Source organism: Maribacter sp., from assembly GCA_020629415.1.
Classification (GTDB): Bacteria; Bacteroidota; Bacteroidia; order Flavobacteriales; family Flavobacteriaceae; genus Maribacter; species Maribacter huludaoensis.
On sequence record JAHDDL010000027.1, the window covers coordinates 18,940 to 34,696 of the forward strand.

Below are 15,757 nucleotides of genomic sequence, written 5' to 3' on the forward strand. Positions count from 1 at the left end.
TTGTTTATCTAGGAATTTCTATGGTCTGTATAAGGTCATTAATTATTTTTTCGGCCGTATAGCCTTCCATTTCCCTTTCCGGCGTCAAAATAATTCTATGTCCTAGTATTGGACCCACTACTTTCTTGATATCATCTGGTGTAATAAAGTCCCTTCCATTAATGGCGGCAACCGCTTTGGAAGCGTCTAAAATGGCAATAGAGGCTCTTGGAGAAGCACCTAGGTATAAATTGGCATTAGTTCTGGTATTGTCAACTATGGCGGCAATATACCGTAGTAGATTGTCTTCAACAATGATATCTTTTATCACCAGTTGGTATGCGGCAATTTGTTCTGCAGAAAGAACGGAATTGATCATTGCTTCAACATTGGTATTTTTCTGTTGATGCTTGTTCTCCAGTATTTGAATTTCTTCTTCTAATGTAGGGTAGTGCACGTTAATTTTAAATAAGAACCGGTCTAATTGCGCTTCCGGTAGTCTGTATGTTCCTTCTTGTTCTACGGGGTTTTGAGTTGCAAAGACCAGAAAAGGCGGTTGCATGTCAAATTCATTTCCATCAATGGTAATCTGTCTTTCGGCCATGGCCTCAAAAAGAGCGGCCTGGGTTTTTGCGGGTGCACGGTTTATTTCATCAATTAGAATAATATTAGAGAAAATAGGTCCTTTTTTAAACTCAAATTCAGATGTTTTTACATTGAAGATAGAAGTACCTAAGATATCACTTGGCATTAAATCTGGCGTAAATTGTATTCTACTAAAATCTACGTTCATTGTTTTTGCCAAAAGTTTTGCCGTTACCGTTTTAGCTACGCCAGGTACACCTTCAATAAGCGAGTGCCCGTTCGCCAAAATGGAAACGATCAATAACTCGATCATTTCTTGTTGACCTATAATAACCTTGCCCAGTTCTGATTTTACCTTGGCAACGGATTCTTGAAGTTTGGTGAGATCTATACGCGAATTAAATTCTACGTTGTTGTCATCTTGCGTGTTATCTTCCATAAGATTGTTTAAATGTATTTATTTTCTGTACCAGTACTAAAGAGTCTTTTTCTGTATGTACAGGTTTATTTTTTAGACTTTGTATAAGTTCTATCAATGCTTTTGTCTCATCTTTGGATTTTGAGGCCTTGGCACTTAATTGTGTAATTAAATTTTCATCTAAAATTGTAGTGTTGATGTAATACCTATTTCTAATGTAGGTTAAAAAATAGGTGATTTTTTTGTTATTTAAATTGGTATAATCCCTGTTCTGGTAATAGAGAGATCCAACAGTTTTTGCAAATGCTACAGATGAATTCTCTAATGGTTTTATTACCGGAATAATTCGTTGCTCTCGTTTTGCTTTGAAGACTACAAATAATAACAAACCGATTACCAATAGATAATAACCCCATTTTAATGCGGGCTGATTTAATACAAATCGCATAGGCGAAGTAATCACTTTTCTTCCAGATTTTTTATAATCGTCCCAATATAAAAGGTGATTATTTAGATAAGAAAGACTCTGGGTAGTATAGTTTTTGTTATTGCCTAAAATGTAAAAATTGGTGTAAGCGACCGGTAAGGTGTTAATGATGAAATTACCTTTTCCAAAAGATGTTTTTATAAAATTTGGGCGCACATTGGTTTCTTCTTCGTTGGTCTCTAACAATGAGGAAGATTTGAATTCCAAGTGTCCTAAGACTTCTGTATTTAAGGTATCTAAACTTACAAAATAGCTGGGGTTGACCCCTCTGGTATAAAAGAAATCTTTCTGCTGGAAACTTTTGTTCGTAAAAGAAGCTTTGACCGAATCTTCTTTAATACCATACTGTTGTGTAACTTCAATGTTTAAAGTATCGGCTAATTTTCCTGTAAGATTATTGGTAGCTATAAAAACGTGATTACCGTTGGCAACATATTTTAAAACCTGATTTGTTTCCTGTTCGTCTAAGTAGATATAATCGTTTATGATAAGATAATTAGAAAGTATTGTGCTATCTCTTTGTAATAAAGCATCGTACATGCTACTTTCAACAGATTTTACTTCGCTATTGGAAAAAATATTAGGTAGTTCGTTAAACAGCACAAAGCAGCCAAAGGGTATTTTAGAAACAGACGTGTATGAAGGTCTCCAATTAATGGGTCTAGGACGCACAATTTCTGTAACGATGATACCAATTAGCACCGCAATCAAAAGCCCGAGTATTATTTTAGAACGCTTACCCAAATTATGGTTGAATTTGTTTGTTTATCGATTCAAAATCCAAAACTGATTTCGTGTATTTAACATCATCTATAATCTGCTCACCATACCATATATAATCATATAGGTAAGCTATTTTTTTGAATCCTCTTTTAATTTCAGGTTGCTTGATTTCCGTGAAATAATCTGTATTTGTCTTATCAAAATGCCACGTTATAATATCATTTTTAGATAATTTTTGAAGCGTAAGCAGAAATTGATAACGTATGGCAAGACGGTAGTCTTTTTGTTCAACGGCTTCATGCAATAATTTGTTGATATCAATACCTTCAATATGCTCTTCGGTTAAATTGATATCGTTTACCGTTTTTGCTTTTTTCTGAAAAAGGGAATTGAAATTTTCGTTGATCAACAACTTTACAACAAGGTATATAACCAAGATTATCAATAAAAAATAGATAAAGTATTCTATAAGTTCCAGTAATTGTGGCGATATATTGATACCAAAAATATTACTTAGTCCTTGCCCCACCCAATTAATAAAACGGGCAAGTAGATTTTGGGATTCCCCGGTTTTAAAAGTATAATCAAACTCATCTCCCGTATATTTATTAGAGAGATTTTCATTAATAGTACGTACGGTAAGTACAGATGACGAATCTATTTTTACGACGCTGTCATTTGTACCTTGTGCAACGGACACCAAGGTGGTCAATAAAAAGAATATGATAGAAACGGTATACCTCAACTTAATCGTTTTTACCTATTTGTTCAATTGCTGCCCTAGTATTTTCGTTGTAAGCTTTTTCATGTAATGCATAATAAAGAATACCGTTTACAAATTGCGATAGGCACTGCCCATAAACTGCAATTATTAAAACCATACAAGTGCCTAAAGTGTACACTATGGTAGACACAATAGAGTGGGAGTAGTCTACATTGTTTTCTACCACATGAAAGGTGTAGATACCTATAACAATGCCAGGAACGATCAATGCTATCATAAGTAAGATGCCTAGTAAAATTCCCAATATAAAATTGACGCCTACGGATTTCCAAAAGTTAGTGGTCACTAGTTTCCAACCTTCGCCTAAGGCCTCTGTAACTCCTTTTTTCTTTTGAAGCATGTCAAAAAACGATACACCTACCCAAGCGGTCAAAAAGAACTGAACTATATATTGCCCAATAAAACCCAAAAGGGGAATAATGGCCAATATTATAGCTACAATAAGAAATACCAGGTAAACAGGTATTAACAATAATACAAATAGAAAGATATTGCCAAATTGACTTTTAGCTAGGTGCCAAACCTCTTTTTTATCTACATTTTTGTCCTTGGTCTCAATATATTTGATCATGTAGCTGGTAGATAATGAATAGTTCAAGAACGCTACACCTAAAAAAATGATGACGAACAAAAAACCACCTATTCCCAGGTACAAATAGTAATCCTGTTCAAATTCATTTCCGGCGGCAAAAGAATTACTGCTAGATTCTTGGGCGATCATGCCTAAAAATCCGGATACCAATAAGTAACTGGTAATTAAAAGTCCTATTATGAACACACCGTTATAGCTTATAAAAACATTGGTGAAGTTTTTAATATTCTGTTTAAAAAAATCGAAATAAACGGTTACTAATCCGCCAAAATCACGGTTTACTTGTAACGGTATGTAATTGTCTTTCATGTTGGTTGTTAAGTATGGTGGGGTATACTATGTAATAGAATATTATCAAGAATAAAGAAGCGCCTATAATTAGAAATGCCAACCAATTTGGCATATCCGTATATCTGGTTATGAACCCTTCAATAAAGCCTGCAATGATAAAAAACGGAATAGTGCTAACTACAACTTTGAGTCCGTCTTTAGCACCCTTCATAAAAGAAACGCGCCTAGAGTACGTTTTTGGAAAAAGAATACTGTTTCCCATAATTATACCGGCGCAACCGGCAATTATAATCACTGAAATTTCAATGGTACCATGCAACCAGATTTGCTTGTTCGCCTCAAAAAATACACCCTTTGTATAAAAAAAAGTTATAAAGGCACCTAGCATTACCCCGTTACTAAAAAGAATATAACCGGTACCAATGCTGGTAATTACCCCAAATGCAAATGCTAAGAATGCAACACGTATATTGTTAATGGTAATCCCTAAAAATGTACCAATTTCACTGCCCCCTTTGTAAATAGCGGCAGGATCACCGTTAGCAATATTGTTAAGGGTTTCATTTACATAGGCATCACCTAAAATTAAACGAACAAATGTAGCGTCGTTCAAGGCAGATAAAGAACCAATGGCGGTAGCAATGATAAAAATCAAAAAAGCTATGCCCAGCGTATTGTGGTATTGTTTTAAAAAAAGAGGAAATTCCGTAACCCAAAAACTTTTGATACGGTTTTTGCTTTCTTTTTTGTTCTTGTAAATTTTTTGGTGTGCCTGTGAAGCTAATTCGTTTAAATACAATAAAGTCTTACTTTCTGCGTAATACGTTTGCGCGTAGGCTAAATCATTGGTCAGTTGAATGTAGCCATTGGCAAGTTCATCTGGGTTTGAAGTAGCACCAAGGTTGACAGCTTTTTCAAATGCTATCCATTTTTCCTTATTTTGCTTTACAAAAGCGGCTTCGCGCATAAACTATATTTACCTTGTTAAATTTAAGACTTAATGAATAACCTTCAAATCAATACAACGCAAAATGTGAACCTTAATTATACTATTGTTAGTATTGGTGAGCGAATAGTGGCTTTTTTTATAGATGCATTTATTTTATATCTCTATTATTTTTTAGTGAATTTAGTAGGCGATGCCATAGGTTACATATATGATGATGGCTGGACACAGAGAGGTGTTATGGGTTTAATTGCGTTACCTGCAATGTTTTACAGTTTGCTTATGCACATTATTTTCAATGGCAGAACTGTAGGTAAAATGATTATGAAGATGAGGGTCGTATCTGTTGATGGGTCGCCCGTAAATTGGAGTAATTTTTTAATTCGATGGATGCTTCGTTTGGTAGATATCTGGATTTTTGTTGGTTCTATAGGTATCCTTACCATCTTATTTTCAGAAAAAAGACAAAGATTGGGCGATGCCGCGGCAGGTACCGTTGTGATCAGTACTAAGAATAAAACGAAAGTTTCACATACCATCTTAGAAGAGGTAGAAGATACATATGTACCTAAATTTTTAAACGTTACCATGCTGACCGACAAAGATGTAAGACTGATCAAGGAAACCTTTGGTATAGCCCAAAAAAGTAATGATTTTAAAACGATGAAAGCGCTTAGGGACAAAGTAGATAGTATATTGCAGACCAATTCAGATCTGTATGATAAACAGTATTTAGATACTGTTCTAAAAGATTATAATTACTTTACTCAAAAGCTATAATGAATGTTCTATTTCATCATTGATATTTTAGGAACCATTGCCTTTGCAATTTCCGGGGTTTTGGTTGCTATGGATAAAAGACTGGATGCTTTTGGTGTATTTATTATTGCATTTGTAACGGCAGTAGGCGGAGGAACTTTACGGGACCTATTAATAGGTATAAGACCCGTAGGATGGTTAAATGCACCCATGCACTTAATGATAATTGTAATCACTGTTTTGTTGGCGATCATATTTTTTAAGCAATTGAAATATGTGAGGAAATCACTATTTCTTTTTGATACTATAGGAATTGGTCTCTACACTATGGTTGGTATTGAAAAAGGTTTGGCAGCAGATCTACCACCGGTTATGTGTATTGCCCTGGGTACTATTACAGCATCTTTTGGTGGTGTGATAAGAGATATTTTGTGTAATGAAATACCGGTAATATTTAGAAAAGAGATTTATGCAACCGTTTGTATCTTAGGGGGCTTGGTGTATTTTCTTTTAATTCAATTTCCAATACAAAATACCATAGCCTATAGCATGGCAATTGTAACTATCATTATTATGAGAGTATTGGCAGTGCGTTTTAAAATTTCGCTACCAAATATCTATCGAGAAGAAGTGTAATATTTTTTTTGATTATTTGGCGAAGCCAAATAGCTAAATTTCAACCAACAACCAACAACCAACAACCAACAACCAACAACCAACAACCAACAACCAACTGTTACTCTAAAACTTCGGCTTTTTCAATATAAATGTTCTGTAACGGCCAATCTCCTTTTTCTACAGGCACATTGTTAATTTTATCCACTACATCCATGCCTTCTATCACTCTTCCAAAAGGTGTGTATTCGTCATCTAAATGATAAGAGCCCGGATCGGTTACCACGATAAAAAACTCAAATGGGCTTGCTAACATGTGTGGGTTGTCCATTTCACTACTTGGCATAGAAACCGTACCTCGATGGTGCTTATGGCCTTTTCGTGTATCTGGCGGTAAAAGATATCTTCCTAGATCATTTCTTTTTTTTCCGGTTCTTTCATCGTCTGAATTTCCGCCTTGAATAATAAAATTTTTAACTACCCTATGAAATTGAGTGTAATCAAAATATCCGTTTTCGGTAAGGTAAATGAAATTGGCCCTGTGGTAGGGTACGTTCTCATATAATTCTATGGTAAAGCTACCTAAGCTGGTGGTAATCTTAACTTTGTTTGATTTTAAAGTTTTTTCATAGTTAAAAAAGAAGTCTATGGCATTGTCCTCGGTAAGTTCAAAAGCTTCTTCTTGCGCATCTTTAATAACCTCTTTTTCCGTAATTTTAGTAGAGTCTATAGTAGGTGTAGCGTTAGAAGTTGTGCTGTCTGCTTTCTTAGGGGTATCTTTGCAGCTAGCAAAAGTGACTGTAGCCACAAAAAGCGATAAATAGAATTTAAGTGAACGCATGGATTTCAATTTTTTTGAACAACGAATATCAAAAATAAAGGATCTGCCGCTACCGGGAGAAGCTTCGCAGTACAAAATGGCTCCAGAAAGTAGAATTGAAGATTTACAAAGAATAAATCTAAAAAAGAAGAACCCAAGGAAGGCCGCAGTTATGGCATTGTTTTATCCAACGGTAAATAAAAACACCAATTTACTGTTGATATTACGAAAAACGTATGAAGGTGTTCATTCTAACCAAGTAGGTTTTCCGGGTGGTAAAGCAGAGAAGACAGATGATGGCCTACTGACCACGGCACTTAGGGAAACTTATGAAGAAGTAGGGGTAGCCCCCAACGATGTTACCTTGGTAAAGGAAATATCCGAAATATTTATACCACCAAGCAATTTCATTGTACAGCCCTATATTGGCTTATATAAAGAGCCAAAACCTTTTGTAAAACAAGAGTCAGAAGTAGAATTGATCTTAGAAGTACCGGTACATGATTTTTTGGACGAAGCAAAAGTAGTTAGTAAAAAAATTACCACCTCTTATGCCGTAGACATTGAAGTACCTGCCTTTAAATTAAACGGTTATATAGTTTGGGGAGCAACGGCAATGATGCTGAATGAGATTAAAGAGTTATTAAAGCAGGTGTTGTAAGTCATATTTATTTATTTTAGCATTCTATGGGATTATTTGATAAAAACCCTTTTGGGCATAACTTATTCATTAAAAAGTGGCTAATTAGAATATTGGCAGTGCTTTCGCATCAGCGTTATAAAAGATTTAATACGTTAGAGATCGAAGGTTCGGATATTATTAGAAATCTGCCAGATAAGAATGTATTGTTCGTAAGTAACCATCAAACGTATTTTGCAGATGTTGTAGCAATGTTCCATGTATTCAACGCTAGTTTAAGCGGTAGGGAAGATTCCATTAAAAACCTAGGGTATATTTGGCAGCCTAAATTGAATATGTATTATGTTGCGGCGGCAGAGACTATGAGAAAAAGTCTTTTGACCAAGATTATGGCCTATGCCGGTTCTGTTAGTGTAGAGAGAACTTGGAGATCTGAAGGTAAAGATGTTAAGCGTCAAGTAAAAATGAGTGATATCTCTAGTATTGGTAAAGCTTTAAACGATGGTTGGGTAATTACTTTCCCTCAAGGAACCACTACACCTTGGAAACCTTTAAGAAAAGGAACTGCACATATTATTAAAAAATATAAACCAGTAGTGGTACCAGTGGTTATTGATGGATTTAGACGTTCTTTTGATAAAAAAGGATTGCGTGTCAAGAAAAAGGGAATTCTTCAATCTATGGTTATTAAAGAGCCGTTACAAATAGATTATGAAAATGAATCTTCAGAATCTATTATTGAAAAATTAGAATATGCCATAGAGCAGCATCCCTCATTTTTAAAGGTAATCTCTAAGAAAGATTTATTGGCTGTTGAAGAAGAGAACAAACAACGAAAATGGAGACAGTCTTAAACTGCCAAATGTTTTAGTTCACTATAATTTTTCTTCAGTTTTCTAAGTAGCAGGCCATAGAGTAAAAAGTATATTCCGCCCATTACCAAAGTTAAGATAATACCAAAAATACCTATGGAAAGCATTACGGTTATTTTTAGTTTTTCTGCAGATATGTTTTCTAGACTATCTTTTAGTTCAGGAAAAGCAGAAATAATATTGTCGTTTAAATAGACACCAATAATCATTACGATTATGGTAACCATAATCATGGATAAAGAAAAGATGACGTAGTGTTTAACGGTCTTTCTGGTCTTTATTATTTTCTTCATCAAGTTCTTGGAATTATCTAAAACTGAAATTTCCTTAAACCTTTTGTAAAATTGGAAGATAAAGTAAAATGCTACCAAATAAGTTAAGCCAGATAATACTTTTAAGTATTTGGCAATACCTATATTCTCATAGATTTCCATGCCCTCTTGAAACGATGGTAGAAGATACAATAGTTGAGGTACGGTAAATTCTAAAATGCTAATGATGAGAATCCATTTTACAATAGAGGAAGATTTCTTCCATATCATTTTATGTATTTCATCATAGCTCAATTTAGGAACGTTAAATTCCTTTTTCTGCCAGTCTTTTTTCAATAATTCCAGTTCGTCCGTCATATGCTTATGGATTCAAAATGGTTCTTAATTTTGTTTTGATACGGTTCATCTTCACACGTGCATTTACTTCGGTAATACCCAAAGTTTCTGAAATTTCAGTATAATTTTTATCCTCCAGATATAAAAAAACCAAAGCTTTGTCAACATCGTTCAATTGCTTAACGGCTTTATACATAAGCTTTAATTGCAATTCTTCGGTCTCGTCATACTCATCTGCCCTTATTTTAAAAATAATAGACTCATAATCGGCGGTATCAATTCTTCTTTTATTTTTTCGGTATAACGTAATGGCGGTGTTCAATGCCACACGATACATCCATGTACTAAACTTTGCATCTCCCCTAAATTTAGGATACGCTTTCCATAGTTGAATAGTAATTTCTTGAAACAGATCATTGTGAGAGTCGCGGTCATTTGTGTACAGGGTACAGACTTTATGGACAATATTTTGATTATCCTGTAACTCGGTCACAAATTTGTGTTCAAGGTCTTTCTTCACTATTGGTTGGTTGTTGTTAGCTTGTTAGTCTAGCAAAAGTCTATTTTGTTACAAGAATTCTTTAATAAAATAAAAAAAGTGCCAAAATTGACTTTGGCACTTTTTATAATATATTTTTTTAGAATTATTTTCTGTAATCTAGTGCTGGAGCTCTATCCCCCAAAAGCGGAATATACTTAAAATCTGCCCCTCTTTTTTCTAAGAACTCAGTTTTGGCCGCTGCCACTAGTTTCTTGTCCTTAAATAAATCTATTGCTGTCATGGTCAATGTTTTTGCAGCGATCATCATACCCTTATTGCCAATAGAAGTTCCGCCGGCGGCAACAGCTTGCCAGCTATGTGCCGGCGTGCCCGGTACCCATGTTGCTGTACTAAAGCCAACCGTTGGTACGGTAAAACTAACATCGCCAACGTCAGTAGATCCAAATGCTTTAGCTTCTGTCTTATAAGGCTGTACATTTTTAGCGGTAGCAAAATCGGCCTTTTCTTGGCCCAAGGTTTTTGCTATTTTGTCTGCAAAGACTTTTTCTTCGTCAGAATAATCTATTCCGCCTATTTCAGATAAGTTATCATGCATCACTTTTTGTAAAGTAAGGTTTGGCAATAACTCATGTGTACCACCGATCATTTCATAATCCATAGTAGTACCGGTACCTAGTGCGGCACCTTCGGCAGCTTTTACCATGCGGTCAAAAATTTCTATAACTACGTCACGTCTATTGTGGCGAGCGTAATAATATACTTCCGCAAAATCAGGAATAACGTTCGGTGCTTTACCGCCATCTGTAATTACATAATGGATTCTAGCTTCTTGTGGAATGTGTTCACGCATCATATTGATCATCATGTTCATAGCTTCAACACCATCTAATGCTGAACGCCCTTTGTCAGGTGATGCTGCGGCATGAGCGGAAATACCATGAAATCTAAATTTAGCCGACTTGTTTGCCAAAGCAGCACCGGCACTTGCAGCATTTTGGGCTCCAGGATGCCAATGTAAAGCAATGTCTACATCGTTAAAAAGTCCTTCACGAACCATATATACCTTTCCTGATCCACCTTCTTCCGCAGGTGTACCGTAAAAGCGAATAGTACCTTTAGATTTGTTTGCTTCTAGCCAATCTTTAGTAGATATGGCAGCAGCTGTAGAGGCTGTGCCAAATAAATGGTGACCGCATGCGTGACCAGCCGCAGCACCTGCAGATTCTTTTTCTGGAACCGCTTTTTGGGAAAGGCCCGGTAGTGCATCGTATTCGCCCATAATGGCAATTACAGGGCTGCCGCTGCCATATTCCGCTATAAATGCCGTTGGTATACCTGCAACTCCCTTCTTAATGGTAAAACCGGCATTTTTCAATGTTGTTTGAAGAAGATCGGAACTTTGTTCTTCTTGGTATCCCATTTCTGCGAATTCCCAAATATTCTGGGCTATTGTTCCGTAATCTTCACTTTTTTGCTCTAAATTTTTAATAATATCCTTTTCGCTCTTTTGAGCGTTCAGCGAATAAACGGTAGTACCGAGTATCGCCAATAAAATAAGGGAGTTACGCATTTTTGTGTTTGTTTGAGTTAGAGCTTAAAGATACTAAAAACACATTATTATTTTAAAGTAGGAGTCCATTTGTTTAATTTAGCATTTAAGTATTTATACTATGAACATACCCCTTTCAAGCTATCCTAGAATCGTAATTATAGGAGGTGGTTTTGGCGGAGTTTCTCTGGCTAAAAAATTAAGTAAACAAGAAGTACAGGTAGTTCTTATCGATAGGAACAATTACCATACTTTTCAACCTTTATTGTATCAAGTATCAACTGGTGGTCTTGAGCCGGATTCTATAGCGTACCCATTACGTAAGGTATTGATCGGATACGACAATTTTTATTTTCGTTTGGCGGAGGTTGATTATATAGATACCGCAAATAAAAAGGTGAATACAAACATTGGGGATATTAGTTTTGACTATTTAGTGGTGGCAACCGGTTCTGAGACCAATTTCTTTGGCAATAAGGAGATTGAAAAGAATGCTATGTCCATGAAATCTATTCCACAATCGTTGAATCTTCGTAGTTTAATCTTAGAGAATTTTGAACAAGCGCTTTTAACAGATGATTATCACGAAAGAGATGCGTTGATGAATTTTGTGATCGTAGGTGGCGGGCCTACCGGTGTAGAATTGTCCGGGGCATTGGCAGAAATTAAAAAAGGGATATTGCCAAAAGATTATCCGGATTTGGATACTAGAAGGGCCCAGATAAATATTGTACAAGGTGGGGATTGCTTATTGCCAGGTTTTAGTGCGCAAGCATCTAAAAAGGCAGAAGATTTTTTAGAAAAACTTGGGGTTCAAGTATGGAAAGGAGTTCGGGTTACCGGGTATGATGGTAAAACGGTTACCACTAAAACTGATTTAAAGTTTGATGCTGCAACCGTGGTTTGGGCGGCAGGAGTGAAAGGGGCCGGTATTAAAGGGTTGGATGCCGAAGATTTTATTGCAGGTGGAAATAGAATAAATGTCAATGAATTTAACCAGGTTGTAGGACATCCTAATATTTTTGCAATAGGTGATATAGCTTGCATGGCTACCGAAGATAACCCTCGTGGCCATCCAATGGTGGCACAACCGGCAATTCAGCAGGGCAAACTATTGGGTGAAAATTTAGTAAATTTAATAGAGAACAAACCAATGAAACCCTTTGTCTATTTTGATAAAGGAAGCATGGCTACCATTGGTAGAAACAAAGCGGTTTGTGATATTAAGAAATTTAGGTTCCAAGGTGTTTTTGCCTGGTTTGTTTGGATGTTCGTTCATCTGTTCTTTTTGATCGGCTTTAGGAATAGAATGGTAGTATTTATAAACTGGGTGTATAATTATATTCGGTTTGATCGCGAGGCACGTTTGATAATACGCCCGTATAAAAGAGATTACAGCCAGTTTAAGGATTAATAAACACTGATAAACAATTGCATTACAGTACGAAGCGTTTTTTTGTGTAAGAGTTAATTTTTTGCTAAGTATTTCGTTAGGTCCTATTATTGAAATATCTTTTGTAGGAATTTATTTCAAAAACCGATTTTTGACCTATGAAAGTTCTTATGCATAGTTTTCTATTCTTGTTTGTAATTGTTTCAAAGGGTCAGACAATAGAAGAACCACCAGTAACAAATTTACCATCTTCACTATCTGGATTATCAATTACAGGGCACGCGTACCCTATATCTGCAATTGGTGATATTCATAAGTCTTTTATGTTGAAATATGGTATTTCAAAATCGTTTCAATTAGAACTTCAAGGTTTTTATGATACATATATTTTAAGTGAAAGATTTAGATCTAGCGTATTAGCTAAAGTGTATTTGAATAAGCGATTATATTTACTGGGTGGTGTAGAAGCAGAGATAGCTACAGAAAATGCGGGAGTCGGGCAAACACCGTATCGTCTTGGTTTTGTAGCTGGTGCTGGTTATGATGTAAGTGAGAATTTTATGATTGAATTGAAAAGTAATGTACAATTAAACCAATCTACCATTGGTGCTTTTGGTGAAGCTCAATTTGTAATACCATCTGTTTATACCATTGGTAGTAAATTGAAATTTTAATAACTCTTTCTTGGGTGGTAGGTATTCATGATCTCGGCTAAATGAGAGCGGTCTACATGCATATATATTTCTGTAGTGGTAATACTTTCATGGCCTAACATTTGCTGAATTGATCTTAAATCGGCTCCATTTTCAAGTAAATGCGTAGCAAAGGAATGTCTAAAGGTGTGTGGACTTATACTTTTTTGCAACCCGATTGTTACCGCTAAATTCTTTACAATGGTAAATATCATTGCTCTGGTAAGTTGCCTGCCGCGTCGGTTAAGAAAAAGAATGTCTTGATAACCTTCTTTGATATTTAAATGGACTCTTACTTCATTTCTATAAATATCAATGTATTTTTTATTGACAGCGCTTATTGGTACAAAGCGTTGTTTGTCACCTTTACCCGTAACTTTAATAAAGTCTTCTTCAAAATATAAGTCGGATATCTTTAACCCGATAAGTTCGGAAACCCGTAGTCCACAACCATATAAAGTTTCTAGCATAGCCCTATTACGTTCACCTTCTGCAGAACTTAAATCAATGGCGCTTATTAATTTGTCTATTTCATTTTCAGAAAGTGTATCAGGTAATTTGCGTCCAATTTTAGGAGATTCAATTAAATCTAAGGGATTGTCTTTGCGGTAATCTTCAAAAATTAAATAATTAAAAAAACTTTTAAGTCCAGATATGATACGTGCTTGAGACCTTGGGTTCACCACCTTGGCAATTTCATAAATAAACTGTTGTACAGTGTTTTTGTCAATAAGAATTGGAGTGGTATTAATGTCATGGGTTTCAAGAAAGGACATCAATTTTTCAATATCCATAGAATAGCTCTGAATAGAGTTTTTAGATAGACCACGTTCAAGTTTAAGGTAGGTGATATAATCTTTCAGCGCATGTTTCCATTTCATGGTTTAAAGATAAAGAATACATTATTTCTGTTGGGTATAATATATATTCTATAACTGTGAAAATGATAAGAGGTAGGTTAGATTCTTTGGTTCATATTTTATGCAACCTATTTAAATGTAAGATGCACAACTACTTTAATGGCATTCACAACAAATATGCCGGTAACCATAGTCTTACCTTTATTTTTGCAGAAAACAAACCGATCAAACCATGAATAAGTATTTCATTTTATTATTAGCCTTAGGTCTTTCAACCGGAATTTTTGCTCAAGAAGGGTTTAAATTCGGAATTCAAGGCGGTATTCCTCTAGATGATTATAATGAAGCGGTAAGTGTTGTACTTGCGGCAGATTTCTCATATATGTATCCATTAGGCGAGGTGGTAGATGTTGGTCCTGCAGTAGGTTATATACATGGTTTTGCAGAAACGTTTCAAACAACCATTGTTAGGGAAGAACAAGAAGCTGTACAATTTTTACCATTGTCTGCCGGTGTTCGTTTTTGGACATCAAACTATTTTTCATTTGGTGGAAATATAGGTTATGCCATGGGTGTAAATGATGGTAATGAAGGTGGTCTTTATTATAGACCTACAATTGCATATTTAATGAGTTCAAGTGTAGAGGTTAACTTGTCCTATACAGGTATTGATGTTGAGGATACCACTTGGTCTACAGTTACTTTGGGTATCGTTTATAATTTTGAGCCTAAGTATAGAACCCGTCGCTAGAGAAATACTTTAGTTTACTTCTAGTATTTCTAATTCATTGTAAGGTAACATTCGTTATTTTTGAAATATGAAGATTATCATTATAAATGGTCCCAATCTAAATCTTTTAGGAAAAAGGGAGCCAGAAGTATACGGTTCAGAAACTTTTGAAGATTACTTTTCAAAACTACAATTCAAATATAAAAATGTTGAATTGGAATATTTTCAATCAAATATTGAAGGTGAGTTGATTTCTAAAATACAGGAAACCGGCTTTTCTTATGATGGTATCGTGTTGAACGCAGCGGCATATACACATACATCAGTAGGCATTGGTGATGCCGTAAAAGCAATTGAAACTCCTGTAATAGAAGTTCATATATCTAATACACACCAGCGCGAAGAGTTTAGGCATATATCTTATATTTCTCCAGCAGCAAGTGGTGTTATACTTGGTTTTGGATTAAAAAGTTATGATTTGGCTATTGAGAGCTTTTTATTTTAACTAGCCTAATATTTAAAAAGCACTTTTAGTACCTACTTCTATATTTTTAAAATGGATTTTAAGAGCCATTTTGATCATTTCTTATACAAGATAGTAATGATGAAATGGGGAATGAGCCTTAAGAGTTGTCTTCAGGTCTTAAATATTTCTCTTCTACGTAGAACGTTGCAAAGGGTAGAAGGGAAGCTATACCAAAAATGAAAACTTTCTTAAATGACCACTTATGGGTAAAACCGACTATTAACGTTAATGCTATGAAAGCGATAAAAAGTACGCCGTGGGCGTAGCCAACGTATTTATTGGGTTCTGGTATTTCTGCCCAATATTTTAATGGCATGGTTACTCCGAACAACGCCAAATAGGAAATTCCTTCTAAAATTGCCGTTGCTCGAAATAATTTTAACATG

At 35.3% G+C, this 15,757-nt stretch carries 19 protein-coding genes; 8 read left to right on the forward strand and 11 right to left on the reverse strand.

The genetic code is table 11. The features are described 5' to 3' along the window. Positions 1–4 precede the first annotated feature (4 nt). The 5 genes from QZ657_RS11820 to QZ657_RS11840 are packed head-to-tail and all read right to left on the reverse strand — an operon-like array spanning position 5 to position 4,826. A complete protein-coding gene (locus QZ657_RS11820; protein WP_291967092.1) occupies positions 5–1,003 on the reverse strand; it encodes an AAA family ATPase in 999 nt (332 codons plus the stop codon). Further along, complete coding sequence (locus QZ657_RS11825) at positions 993–2,171, reverse strand: DUF4350 domain-containing protein (protein WP_366934169.1); 1,179 nt, start codon at positions 2,169–2,171, stop codon at positions 993–995. Before QZ657_RS11825 ends, QZ657_RS11820 begins: the two co-directional genes overlap by 11 nt. A gap of 43 nt (positions 2,172–2,214) precedes the next feature. Continuing rightward, a complete protein-coding gene (locus tag QZ657_RS11830) occupies positions 2,215–2,937 on the reverse strand; it encodes a hypothetical protein (RefSeq protein ID WP_291967096.1) in 723 nt (240 codons plus the stop codon). 1 nt (position 2,938) lies between these two features. Continuing rightward, on the reverse strand, positions 2,939–3,877 hold the full coding sequence (locus QZ657_RS11835; protein ID WP_291962165.1) for a hypothetical protein: 939 nt from the start codon (positions 3,875–3,877) through the stop codon (positions 2,939–2,941). After that, the gene (locus QZ657_RS11840) at positions 3,840–4,826 is read right to left on the reverse strand and encodes a stage II sporulation protein M (RefSeq protein WP_291967098.1); all 987 of its coding nucleotides are present in this window, start codon (positions 4,824–4,826) and stop codon (positions 3,840–3,842) included. Before QZ657_RS11840 ends, QZ657_RS11835 begins: the two co-directional genes overlap by 38 nt. Before the next feature lie 33 nt (positions 4,827–4,859). On the opposite strand from QZ657_RS11840, the gene QZ657_RS11845 reads away from it, so the two are divergent. Both QZ657_RS11845 and QZ657_RS11850 read left to right on the forward strand, forming a co-directional pair. Then, on the forward strand, positions 4,860–5,585 hold the full coding sequence (locus QZ657_RS11845; RefSeq protein WP_291967100.1) for an RDD family protein: 726 nt from the start codon (positions 4,860–4,862) through the stop codon (positions 5,583–5,585). Between the two features lie 3 nt (positions 5,586–5,588). After that, positions 5,589–6,200, forward strand: a complete 612-nt coding sequence (locus QZ657_RS11850) for a trimeric intracellular cation channel family protein (RefSeq protein WP_276472672.1) — start codon at positions 5,589–5,591, stop codon at positions 6,198–6,200. A 100-nt stretch (positions 6,201–6,300) separates the two neighbouring features. Here QZ657_RS11850 and QZ657_RS11855 read toward each other — a convergent pair whose 3' ends face one another. Continuing rightward, on the reverse strand, positions 6,301–7,020 hold the full coding sequence (locus tag QZ657_RS11855; RefSeq protein ID WP_291967102.1) for a peptidylprolyl isomerase: 720 nt from the start codon (positions 7,018–7,020) through the stop codon (positions 6,301–6,303). On the opposite strand from QZ657_RS11855, the gene QZ657_RS11860 reads away from it, so the two are divergent. Then, the gene (locus QZ657_RS11860) at positions 7,019–7,660 is read left to right on the forward strand and encodes an NUDIX hydrolase (protein ID WP_291963768.1); all 642 of its coding nucleotides are present in this window, start codon (positions 7,019–7,021) and stop codon (positions 7,658–7,660) included. The two genes, QZ657_RS11855 and QZ657_RS11860, sit on opposite strands and share 2 nt — an antisense overlap. A gap of 26 nt (positions 7,661–7,686) precedes the next feature. Then, positions 7,687–8,493 (forward strand): lysophospholipid acyltransferase family protein, encoded by an 807-nt coding sequence (locus QZ657_RS11865; protein WP_276472675.1) that lies wholly within the window; start codon positions 7,687–7,689, stop codon positions 8,491–8,493. Here QZ657_RS11865 and QZ657_RS11870 read toward each other — a convergent pair. The 3 genes from QZ657_RS11870 to QZ657_RS11880 all read right to left on the reverse strand — a co-directional run bounded on the left by QZ657_RS11870 (position 8,490) and on the right by QZ657_RS11880 (position 11,191). Further along, positions 8,490–9,140 carry a hypothetical protein gene (locus QZ657_RS11870; RefSeq protein WP_276472676.1) on the reverse strand — a complete coding sequence of 217 codons (651 nt, stop codon included), beginning with the start codon at positions 9,138–9,140 and terminating at the stop codon, positions 8,490–8,492. The genes QZ657_RS11865 and QZ657_RS11870 overlap by 4 nt on opposite strands. Before the next feature lie 4 nt (positions 9,141–9,144). After that, positions 9,145–9,639, reverse strand: coding sequence for an RNA polymerase sigma factor (locus QZ657_RS11875; RefSeq protein ID WP_291967104.1), 495 nt, complete (start codon positions 9,637–9,639; stop codon positions 9,145–9,147). A 124-nt stretch (positions 9,640–9,763) separates the two neighbouring features. After that, complete coding sequence (locus tag QZ657_RS11880; RefSeq protein ID WP_291967106.1) at positions 9,764–11,191, reverse strand: amidohydrolase; 1,428 nt, start codon at positions 11,189–11,191, stop codon at positions 9,764–9,766. A 100-nt stretch (positions 11,192–11,291) separates the two neighbouring features. On the opposite strand from QZ657_RS11880, the gene QZ657_RS11885 reads away from it, so the two are divergent. Both QZ657_RS11885 and QZ657_RS11890 read left to right on the forward strand, forming a co-directional pair. After that, a complete protein-coding gene (locus QZ657_RS11885; RefSeq protein WP_291967108.1) occupies positions 11,292–12,584 on the forward strand; it encodes an NAD(P)/FAD-dependent oxidoreductase in 1,293 nt (430 codons plus the stop codon). Between the two features lie 137 nt (positions 12,585–12,721). After that, positions 12,722–13,237 (forward strand): hypothetical protein, encoded by a 516-nt coding sequence (locus QZ657_RS11890; RefSeq protein ID WP_291967109.1) that lies wholly within the window; start codon positions 12,722–12,724, stop codon positions 13,235–13,237. Here the strand turns inward: QZ657_RS11890 and xerD are convergent. Then, on the reverse strand, positions 13,234–14,136 hold the full coding sequence (xerD, locus tag QZ657_RS11895) for a site-specific tyrosine recombinase XerD (RefSeq protein WP_291967111.1): 903 nt from the start codon (positions 14,134–14,136) through the stop codon (positions 13,234–13,236). The two genes, QZ657_RS11890 and xerD, sit on opposite strands and share 4 nt — an antisense overlap. 211 nt (positions 14,137–14,347) lie before the next feature. Here xerD and QZ657_RS11900 point away from each other — a divergent pair, with 211 nt between their 5' ends. Both QZ657_RS11900 and aroQ read left to right on the forward strand, forming a co-directional pair. Beyond that, positions 14,348–14,866: an outer membrane beta-barrel protein gene (locus QZ657_RS11900; RefSeq protein ID WP_276472681.1), complete on the forward strand. Its 519-nt coding sequence runs from the start codon at positions 14,348–14,350 to the stop codon at positions 14,864–14,866. Between the two features lie 67 nt (positions 14,867–14,933). Then, positions 14,934–15,350, forward strand: coding sequence for a type II 3-dehydroquinate dehydratase (aroQ, locus tag QZ657_RS11905; protein WP_291967113.1), 417 nt, complete (start codon positions 14,934–14,936; stop codon positions 15,348–15,350). Between the two features lie 118 nt (positions 15,351–15,468). Here the strand turns inward: aroQ and QZ657_RS11910 are convergent, their stop codons facing one another. Beyond that, entirely contained in the window at positions 15,469–15,756 is a 288-nt protein-coding gene (locus tag QZ657_RS11910) for a DUF3817 domain-containing protein (protein WP_291967115.1), read from the reverse strand. Position 15,757 lies beyond the last annotated feature (1 nt).

Coding starts and splice junctions, on each gene's coding strand:
- QZ657_RS11820 (WP_291967092.1), bottom strand. CDS start 1,003: ATGGAAGATAACACGCAAGATGACAACAACGTAGAATTTAATTCGCGT.
- QZ657_RS11835 (WP_291962165.1), bottom strand. CDS start 3,877: ATGAAAGACAATTACATACCGTTACAAGTAAACCGTGATTTTGGCGGA.
- QZ657_RS11840 (WP_291967098.1), bottom strand. CDS start 4,826: ATGCGCGAAGCCGCTTTTGTAAAGCAAAATAAGGAAAAATGGATAGCA.
- QZ657_RS11845 (WP_291967100.1), top strand. CDS start 4,860: ATGAATAACCTTCAAATCAATACAACGCAAAATGTGAACCTTAATTAT.
- QZ657_RS11850 (WP_276472672.1), top strand. CDS start 5,589: ATGTTCTATTTCATCATTGATATTTTAGGAACCATTGCCTTTGCAATT.
- QZ657_RS11860 (WP_291963768.1), top strand. CDS start 7,019: ATGGATTTCAATTTTTTTGAACAACGAATATCAAAAATAAAGGATCTG.
- QZ657_RS11855 (WP_291967102.1), bottom strand. CDS start 7,020: ATGCGTTCACTTAAATTCTATTTATCGCTTTTTGTGGCTACAGTCACT.
- QZ657_RS11865 (WP_276472675.1), top strand. CDS start 7,687: ATGGGATTATTTGATAAAAACCCTTTTGGGCATAACTTATTCATTAAA.
- QZ657_RS11870 (WP_276472676.1), bottom strand. CDS start 9,140: ATGACGGACGAACTGGAATTATTGAAAAAAGACTGGCAGAAAAAGGAA.
- QZ657_RS11880 (WP_291967106.1), bottom strand. CDS start 11,191: ATGCGTAACTCCCTTATTTTATTGGCGATACTCGGTACTACCGTTTAT.
- QZ657_RS11885 (WP_291967108.1), top strand. CDS start 11,292: ATGAACATACCCCTTTCAAGCTATCCTAGAATCGTAATTATAGGAGGT.
- QZ657_RS11890 (WP_291967109.1), top strand. CDS start 12,722: ATGAAAGTTCTTATGCATAGTTTTCTATTCTTGTTTGTAATTGTTTCA.
- xerD (WP_291967111.1), bottom strand. CDS start 14,136: ATGAAATGGAAACATGCGCTGAAAGATTATATCACCTACCTTAAACTT.
- QZ657_RS11900 (WP_276472681.1), top strand. CDS start 14,348: ATGAATAAGTATTTCATTTTATTATTAGCCTTAGGTCTTTCAACCGGA.
- aroQ (WP_291967113.1), top strand. CDS start 14,934: ATGAAGATTATCATTATAAATGGTCCCAATCTAAATCTTTTAGGAAAA.
- QZ657_RS11910 (WP_291967115.1), bottom strand. CDS start 15,756: ATGTTAAAATTATTTCGAGCAACGGCAATTTTAGAAGGAATTTCCTAT.